The organism is Chloroflexota bacterium, from assembly GCA_018648225.1.
In the GTDB taxonomy this organism is placed as follows: domain Bacteria; phylum Chloroflexota; class Anaerolineae; order Anaerolineales; family UBA11858; genus NIOZ-UU35.
The window spans coordinates 40,029-49,182 of record JABGRQ010000047.1; the positions used below are offsets into that span (position 1 = coordinate 40,029).

General features: G+C 54.2%; 5 protein-coding genes. 3 read left to right on the forward strand and 2 right to left on the reverse strand.

What is annotated here, in order from left to right; genetic code table 11:
- Positions 1 to 3 precede the first annotated feature (3 nt).
- Positions 4 to 369 (reverse strand): VOC family protein, encoded by a 366-nt coding sequence (locus tag HN413_02840; GenBank protein MBT3389322.1) that lies wholly within the window; start codon positions 367 to 369, stop codon positions 4 to 6.
- A complete protein-coding gene (locus HN413_02845) occupies positions 366 to 3,293 on the reverse strand; it encodes an FAD-binding protein (GenBank protein MBT3389323.1) in 2,928 nt (975 codons plus the stop codon). The genes HN413_02840 and HN413_02845 overlap by 4 nt, the downstream gene beginning before the upstream one ends.
- A gap of 130 nt (positions 3,294 to 3,423) precedes the next feature.
- Here HN413_02845 and HN413_02850 point away from each other — a divergent pair, with 130 nt between their 5' ends.
- From HN413_02850 to HN413_02860, 3 genes are all read left to right on the forward strand, one after another.
- Positions 3,424 to 4,287, forward strand: a complete 864-nt coding sequence (locus HN413_02850) for a CBS domain-containing protein (protein ID MBT3389324.1) — start codon at positions 3,424 to 3,426, stop codon at positions 4,285 to 4,287.
- A gap of 157 nt (positions 4,288 to 4,444) precedes the next feature.
- Positions 4,445 to 7,873 (forward strand): alpha-amylase, encoded by a 3,429-nt coding sequence (locus tag HN413_02855; GenBank protein MBT3389325.1) that lies wholly within the window; start codon positions 4,445 to 4,447, stop codon positions 7,871 to 7,873.
- 154 nt (positions 7,874 to 8,027) lie between these two features.
- A partial coding sequence (locus tag HN413_02860; GenBank protein MBT3389326.1) for a ribonuclease H-like domain-containing protein occupies positions 8,028 to 9,154 on the forward strand: 1,127 nt, incomplete at its 3' end.

Consider the following 9,154-nt stretch of genomic DNA (forward strand, 5'->3'; position numbering starts at 1 on the left):
GTTCTATGCTAAAAAACGCTGAATTTCGATCAAATATCCGTTGGGGTCACGCAAAAAACAGTGCAGAATATTGTACTGCGGATTGACGCGGGGTGGGTGCTCGAATTCTACACCGCGCGCTACAAGCATTGCATACCAGCCTTCGACATCGGAAGTCACGAGCGTGAAGATCACACCCGGGTGCTGATTCTGCGCATCAGGGCGTTGGCAAAAGCCCAGCAGAGCGCTTTCGGTGATCTGATAGATGCGGCAGGTTCCCTGATCGAGCCACAGTGTTAGACCGATAATTTGTTCATAAAAGTGGGATGTGACCGCGAGGTCGCGCGTGTACAAAAAGGTGATCTGCTCTGAAATGGAGGGGAGGGTCATGCGAGGCTCCGGGCAAGTAGCTGAATGGGATGGATGGCCTGGCGTTGAGCGCCGTCGGCGATCTGCGCCTGGCAGGAAACGCCCGCCGCAGCGATAATTACATCTTCATCGGCGCGCCGAACCGCCGGGAAGAGTTTCATCTCGCCAACCTGCATCGAGAGTTCGTAATGTTCGGTCTCGTAGCCAAACGCGCCCGCCATGCCGCAGCAGCCGGAGTCGATGACTTCGACAGCGTATCCGGCTGCTTTGAGCATCGCCACGGTGGCCTGTTCGCCAACCGGTTGACCGTCATCCGCCGGGGGTTGGGCTTTTTGATAGCAGTGGCCGTGGAGCAAAACCGGTGAAGGTTGCAGGTTGAGGGTTGGCAGGCTGGCAGGCTGGCGAATGATGAATTCGTCGATCATCCAGGCGCGGCGAGCAATCAATTTGACGCGTTCATCATCGGGGAAAAAATCGGGGAATTCGTCGCGTAGGGTGTAAATCTCGGAGGGTTCCAGACCGATGATGGGATACTCACCCTGGGGGTCAATGGCATCAATCGCATCTACAACGCGCGCTGCATGACGTTTGGCGGCATCCAGAAATCCCTTTGAGATCAGTGTGCGCCCCGCGCCAACCACGGGGAGAATTTTTACAGCAAAATTGAGCTTCCGTAAAACGGTCAGGGCGGCGGCTTCATCATCGGGATCGAAATAGCGCGTGAAGGCGTCGGGGAGATAGATAATTGGAGATTGGGGAGTGGGGATCAGGGGAACCTGATCTCCAATTTTCCGATTGTATGATTTCTCAAACTGCGGCAATTTGCGCTGCGGTGCCAGATGCAAAATATGAATAACACTTCCCAACCCTAATCCCCAATTGCCTAATCGCTGAGCTTTGCTCCCCAACCTCGCGAAAGCACCAATATAGCCAAAGACATAATCACGCAGCTTGCGGCGGTGCGACTTATAGTAATGGTGCGTAAACTCGTATTTGAGTTTCGCCATATCCACCAGCGAGGGACAATCCGATTTGCAGCCTTTGCAGGCCAGGCACAAGTCTAAGGCATTGAAAACATCCTGTCTCCGATCTTCTGTCGGCGAAGCGCTAATCAACGCCCGCAGCAAGTTTGCCCGCCCGCGGGTGGAGTGCATCTCTTCGCGCGTGGCCTGGAAGGTGGGGCACATTACCCCACTATCGCCGCGGCAGACTCCGGCCCCGTTGCACATCTCGATGGCCCCGCTGAGGCCATTTTGCTGGGCGAAGCTCATCACAGTCTCCCAGCCGCGGGCGCGGTAATTTGGCCCGTAGCGCAGATTCGTATCCATCGGCGAAGGGGCCACGATCTTGCCCGGGTTGAGAATCCCCAACGGATCGGCTGCCAGCTTCAAATCCTGGAACGCCTTTACGATTTTCGGGCCGTAGAGTTGCTCCAACCATTCCGAGCGCGCCAGGCCGTCGCCATGCTCACCGGTCGTGGTTCCCCCCAGTGAAATCGTGGCCTTGACCGCTTCCTGGGCAATCTGGCGCAGGTCTCGTATTCCACTTTCGGTTTTAAGATTTAAGAGCGGGCGCACATGCAGACAGCCCGCCGAGGCGTGAGCGTAGTAATAAAACTCGGTGTTATGATCGGCGGCAATCGCATCCATGGCGCGCACATAAGCGCCCAGATTTTCCACAGGAACGGTGAGGTCTTCGATGAAGGTGTGCGTGCGCAAGTCGCCGGGTTGCGATTGCAAAATGCCCAAGCCAGCTTTGCGTACCGCCCAGACGCGGCTTTGCGCCTGGGGCGTTTCGGCGATCAGCGCATCCTGTCGCAAGGCGCGCGCCTGTGCCAGGAGTTGCGGCATATTATCTCCGGCGAATTCGACAGCCAACAACGCCGCGGGGAGGCGGTCGGAAGCTCCTGGTATAAAATCTAACATGCGTGCGTAAGCAGGCACGGATGCAGCCAGTTCAAGCAGCACGCGCGGGATCAGCTCGATGGCGCTGGGGTGGTGCTCCAGCAGGCGCGGAGTCTCCTCGCAGGCTTGCTCCACGGAATCAAAGGCCAGCACCGCCAGTGCAGTGTGACGCGGTTTGGGTACCAATCGAATAGTGGCCTGACGGATCACGCCCAGCGTGCCTTCAGAGCCAACGAGCAGATGGGCTAGATTGATGTGGTTGGGTGAGATAGGCGGGTAGCCGTTGAAGGTTGAAGGTTTAAGGTTGAATTGCGGAGGTGCGGAGGGGGACCAGGACAGCAGATAATTAAGATTATATCCAGCCGCGCGGCGGTAGGTGCGCGGCCAGCGGACGCGGATTTCGCCGGCGAGGGTTGCGCGGATGTTGAGGGCAGTTTTAAGAAAAGCGTTGAAGGTTGAAGGTTGAATATGTGAATGTTCGAATGTTGAAACGCTTGTTTCTTCCAGCGTCGCCATTTGCCCATCGCCAAAAATCGTTTCAAGCGCGACGACATGATCGGCAAACATGCCATAGACAATCGAGTGCGCGCCACTGGCATTGTTGGCAAGCGAACCACCCAGCGTAGCGCGGTCGGACGAGGCCGGGTCGGGGCCGATCATCAGGCCGTAGGGCGCGGCAGCGTGGTTGATATCGCGCAGGATTGCCCCCGGCTCGGCAGTTACCCAGCCATCACCCCCTTGATCGTCATCGTGTATTTTGTGGATTTTGTTGAGATAGCGCGAACAATCCAAAACCAGGGCTTTACCAACGGCTTGTCCGGCCAATGAACTGCCCGCCCCGCGCGCTAGCACAGGCACGCGGTATTTGGCCGCCAACTCTACCGCCGCGTTGAGATGATCGAGCGTGCGCGGAAAACCTACCCCCAGCGGCGTAATCTGATAGAGCGAAGCATCTGTGCTGTAGATGACGCGCGTGGCGTCGTCGGTGCGGATTTCTAGCCCGGCGCGGTGTAGTTCGTGGAGCAAATCGGGAGGTAACATATCGCTCCATTGTAGAGCAAAAGCTGCATGCCGACAAGATTGCCTGAATAATTCGCGAATTAAATATTGACTTACGCTAGCGAAAGTGTTATATTTGAAATATAAACTTTCGCTAGCGTAAGGAGTTCCAATGAGCGAAGAGTGGATCAGTACCCAGGAAGCGGCCAAACAACTTGGCGTTACAACCGCCCGTATTCGACAGTTGGTGGCCGAAAAGAAAATAAACGCTCGAAAAGTGGGCGGAAAGTATCGCGGGCAATGGCTGGTTAAGGCCACTGATATTGCCCAACGTATTCAAAAAGGAGTAAGTACTAAAATGAATGTAAAAAATCGTATGACCCCCAACCCGATCACAGCCTCACAGCAGACCAATTACAATCAGGCTTTGCGTCTGATGCAGCAAAATAATATCAAACATCTTCCAATTGTTGATAGTCACGATAAATTGATAGGCATCGTTACTTATAACGATATGCTGCGCGCTGAGCCTTCGCCGGTGACCAGCCTGAGCGTTTTCGAAATTGCATCCCTGTTGGAAAAAGTCACCATGAAACAGATTATGAACCATCCTGTCTTGGCGATTGAAGAAACCTGCAGTATTGCCAACGCGGCTAAATTTATGTTGGATAACGATATTGGCTGCTTGCCGGTGGTGCGCGACGAGGCGTTGGTCGGCATTATTACCGACACAGACATCTTTAAAACTTTTGTTGAGATAACTGGTGGTGGACAGGCGGGGACTCGCCTGGAGGCCAAAGTTCCCGATCAAAAGGGCCAGTTGGCAGCCTTGACACAGGCGCTCACCGAGGCTGGGGCCTATATTGTCTTGGTGGCGATATCTTACGATGATTCAGGCGATTATTCGTATGTTGACCTCAAGGAGCGCGGCGGAGATGAGCAGAAAATACGTGCGGAATTGGGAAAACTGGATCATGTAGAAGTGCTTGAAATCCGCCCCAGCGACGGTGATCAGTTGCGCAGTTTTGGAAAATAGACGATTGCTCAAAACAGGCAGGCTCAATCCCCTGCCTGTTTTTACATAAAATATACCAACCGCGCGGGGGTCACGGGATAGGTCGCTTTCGTTGCCCAAAACATGGTATAACTAGGCCAGTCAACCCACAACGAAGCGACCCTAAAAAGTACATCTCATGCCTCAATTTGAATTCCACATTTCTCGCCAGTCACGCCAGAATTATCAATTTGACCAGACCCTGTTTAGCTTGAGCGGGAATGTCATCTTTGCCGATTTTAGCGCCGCGCGGCTCTTTGCCCAGAAAATGAATGTCAAACGCCATCCGGAGCAGGCCGTTAGGGCCGGGCATATTCATGCCATGGGCTTGATCGATGAAATTTTGCATTTGCTGGCGCGCCAGTATCGTCTGCAAACTAATCCGCTGGCGCTGGAGAAGGCCCTTGTCTGGCTGGAGAAAAATGTAGGCGCTCTAGCTGTGGACGCAGCATTGCTGCGCTTTGTGGAAGAATTTCCGCCCGTCGCGGTTTATCGTGGCGAGCTTTCGCTTGAAGATTATTTGCAAGGCCGCAGCGATGGGTTGCTCAATCGTCAGATTGCGCTCGAAGAGTTGCTGATGCTCTGGCTGGCAAATGCCAACCCGGCTTTTAACCCCTATGCGGAGCTTTTCGACGATCAAACTCTGGTTGCAGATACGGCCTATTCGCAGATCGTTAAGGGGTTGGGGGAATTCTTCGAGACACAACCCCGTTTCGGCTCCGGCGATCAAACCCTGATCGAAGTTTTGCGCGGCCCTGCTTTGGCCGCGCCCGATTCCCTCGAGGGGCAACTCGATTTTATTCGCGAGCAGTGGTCAGTCGTTCTGGGTGAATATTTGCAGCGCCTGCTCAAGGGTCTTGATTTCATCAAGGAAGAAACCAAACCGAGTTTCTTTGGCCCTGGCCCGGCGCAAGTTCCGGAATATCCATCACCTGGCAGTTCGCTCACGGGCGACTACCCGCTTTTCGAGGAAGAACGCTTCAGCCCCGATAGCGACTGGATGCCGCGCCTGGTGCTGCTTGCTAAAAACACCTATGTCTGGCTCGACCAGATGAGCAAAGATTATCAGCGCGAGATCAAGCGCCTGGATCAGGTCCCGGACGCGGAACTGGACAAGTTGGCGGGATGGGGTTTTACCGGCTTGTGGCTGATCGGTCTGTGGGAGCGCAGCGCGGCTTCCCAGCGCATTAAACAGCTTTGTGGCAACCCCGATGCGGTTTCCTCAGCCTATTCGCTCTACGACTACACCATTGCCAACGACCTGGGCGGCGAGGTAGCATATAACGATTTACGCCATCGCGCCTGGCAGCGCGGCATCCGCGTGGCCGCCGATATGGTGCCCAATCACGTTGGTATTTATTCCAAATGGGTGGTTGAACGCCCCGATTGGTTTGTCGCCCTCGATGAGCCGCCTTTCCCAACCTATTCGTTTAACGGCGAAAATCTTTCGCATGACGAGCGCGTGGGTATTTATATCGACGATCATTATTACGACAAAACTGATGCCGCCGTAGTTTTTAAACGCGTCGACCAATGGACCGGTGATACCAAATATATCTACCACGGCAATGATGGCACGGCGATGCCCTGGAACGATACTGCCCAACTTGATTATCTTAATCCTGAAGTGCGCGAAACCGTCATCCAGACAATTTTGCATGTGGCGCGACAATTCCCTGTGATTCGTTTTGATGCCGCCATGACGCTGGCGAAGAAACATTTTCAGCGTTTGTGGTTCCCACAACCGGGTACCGGCGGCGATATTCCATCGCGAGCCGAATATGGCCTCACCCGCGAACAATTTGATGCTGCCATGCCGCTCGAATTCTGGCGCGAAGTCGTTGACCGCGTTGCGAAGGAAGTCCCCGACACCTTGCTCCTGGCGGAGGCCTTCTGGATGATGGAGGGTTATTTTGTGCGCACGCTGGGCATGCACCGCGTGTATAACAGCGCCTTCATGAATATGCTGCGCGACGAGAAAAACGCCGAATATCGCCAACTGATTAAAAATACGCTCGAATTTGACCCCCAGATTCTCAAGCGTTATGTCAACTTCATGAATAACCCCGATGAAGAAACCGCCATCCACCAATTTGGCAACGGCGATAAATATTTCGGCATCTGCACGCTCATGTCCACGCTGCCGGGCCTGCCCATGTTTGGGCACGGGCAGGTGGAGGGCTTCCACGAAAAATACGGCATGGAATACCGCCGCGCCTATTGGGATGAATACCCCGACACCCATTTGGTCGACCGCCACAAACAGCAGGTTTTCCCTTTGCTGCATCGCCGCGCCCAATTTGCCGAAGTCGAAAATTTCTTCCTGTACGATTTCTACACGCCGCACGGACAGGTGGATGAAAATGTTTTCGCGTATTCCAATATCGATCAAGGGCAGCGTTCGCTGGTCATTTATCACAATTGCTGGGCCGACACCCGCGGCTGGCTCAAGGCTTCGGCAGCGTATCTCGATAAGGCCAGCGATGAACTGCGCCAGACGCATCTCGCCGAGGGCTTGGCGTTGGACTACGCCCCCAATATCTACACTATTTTCCGCGACTATATCAGCGGGCTGGAATATATCCGAGCCAATGCTGAGTTGCACGAGCGCGGTCTGTATATCGAATTGGGTGCGTATAAACATCAGGTCTTTGTCGATTTTCGTCAGGTGGCCGATACTGGATGGGGTCAATACCGCCAATTGGCCGAATATCTCGATGGCCGCGGTACCCCCAATATCGAAGAAACCATGCAAGAAATTCTGCTCCAGCCGTTGCTGACGCCTTTCCGAGAATTAGTCAACCCGGCCATGTTCGAGCATTTACTAACCTGTCAGCCTGCGACCCTGCAGCCAACTCTGGACGAAATTGAACAAAAAATGTTGCGCTTGCTAACTGAAATCGAGCGTATGACTGAAATTGAAGTTGAGCACGCGCGGATTGTCGAAGTGGTTTTAAATCGACTGGATGCCTTTTGGGATTTGCCCGTTGCCGAGGCGGGCACACCGAACGCGCTCACGAGCTGGCTGCTGCCCGAAGAAGATGATCCCGCCTTCATGGGGGTGCTGCTGGGCTGGCTCTGTACCCATAACCTGGGTGCTAGCGTCGGCGCGGACGAAGAAGAAATTCCGGCGCGCAGTCGCGAATTGCTGGATGAGTGGTTGCTTGCCAAGAGCGTTGGGCAAACCCTGGATGAATTGGGCGCAAGTGCGGATTCCGCTGCTCAGGGGGTGGACGCGCTCTATGCGCTGGTTCAGCACCAGGGCTGGTACGCTATCCCCGGCGAAGCCGGTTTCACCCTCGAAAACTGGCTGCGCGATGCCGATGTCCGGCGTTTACTGCGCGTCAATCGCTATCAGGGTGTGCAGTGGTTCCACAAAGAATCCTTCGAGAAATTCCTGCGCTGGATGCTGGCCGTGGCGCTGATTGAAATTGACGCCGACTCAGCGATTAACGAAACCGATAGAGAAGAAATGGTTGCCGAGCTATTTGAACAGACGCAAGTGTATCGCGCCGCGGCTCTGGCTTCTGACTATCAGGTTGAAAAGCTGCTGGCCGCTTTTGAGTGAGTTGCTCTGTTATTATTCCCGCTGAAAGTGCTTTGTCAGGCTTCCCTGACGCGCTCAAAAACTTCATCGCCGCGCAGATAGATTAGCGCAGCATAGAGGTGCAAATATTCCTTCATTAGCCGACCAATTTAAATCGCTGGGTGTTAACCTGGGGATGGATCATCTGCCGCAAACGCCGCCTGCAGCGCGCAAGGATTTTCCGATTGAGAAAGTCATCGCCGGGGAGTGGTGGTCTACCCGCGGTGGGGAGGCCTTCGTAGTGGAGAAACGCTATCCGGACTCCTTTCGGCAGGGTTCTGTTCCCCTGAGAGGCGATTCGCCCTTGGGGATTATCACGGCCTGGGCGAAAGCGCCGCAACTCAGCCAACTCAATCTTGAACAATTCTTATTCTTGGATACCGAAACTACCGGATTATATGGGGGTACGGGAATTTACACGTTTCTGATTGGCGCCGGACGTTTTGAAGGGGATGAATTCCGTATGGCACAGTTCTTTTTACGTGACCCCGGCGAAGAGGGCGCTCAACTGGCGGCTTTCGAACAATTTGCCGCCCCTTGCGAAGCCATAGTCAGTTTTAACGGCAAGTCGTTTGATATGCCCATGCTCAATAATCGTTTTGTGTTGAATGGTTGGCCGCTGCCGCTCAAAGATGCTGGACATCTCGATTTGTTGCATCTGGCGCGGCGTTTATGGAAAGCGCGTTTGACCAGCCGCGCGCTTGGCGATCTGGAAAGCCGTATTCTGGGATTGCGCCGTTCGGAGCAAGATGTCCCCGGCTGGATGATTGCTGACCTATATTATGACTATCTGCACACCGGTGATGCGCGCCCGCTGCGGGGTGTTTTCTACCATAATGAGATCGACGTGGTTTCGATGGCGGCCTTACTCAATCATATTTCGACCCTGCTGACCAATCCGGTGGAGGGCGATATTGAACACGGCCTGGATTTGATTTCGATTGGCAAACTCTATGCCGATTTGGGGCATCCTAATACCGCCGCCGAAATTTATCGCCGCGGTCTGAGCTATGCTGACGTGCAGCAGGATGCCTATTGGAAAGCCCTGGAGCAACTTTCGTTTTTGCATAAAAAACAAGACGAAATCAATGAAGCCATGCGACTGTGGCAGGAAGCTGCCGAAGCCGGGCAGATTTACGCCCATGTCGAAATTGCCAAAGTCTACGAACATCGGCGCAAGGACTATACTGAAGCCGCCCATTGGACTCAAGTTGCGATTGACATTATCTCTACCCCCAACCACCCCGCCGTTGATCGCGCCCA

Bases quoted from the DNA above. Each gene is read 5' to 3' on its own strand.
- HN413_02840 (MBT3389322.1), bottom strand. From the start codon at position 369: ATGACCCTCCCCTCCATTTCAGAGCAGATCACCTTTTTGTACACGCGC.
- HN413_02845 (MBT3389323.1), bottom strand. From the start codon at position 3,293: ATGTTACCTCCCGATTTGCTCCACGAACTACACCGCGCCGGGCTAGAA.
- HN413_02850 (MBT3389324.1), top strand. From the start codon at position 3,424: ATGAGCGAAGAGTGGATCAGTACCCAGGAAGCGGCCAAACAACTTGGC.
- HN413_02855 (MBT3389325.1), top strand. From the start codon at position 4,445: ATGCCTCAATTTGAATTCCACATTTCTCGCCAGTCACGCCAGAATTAT.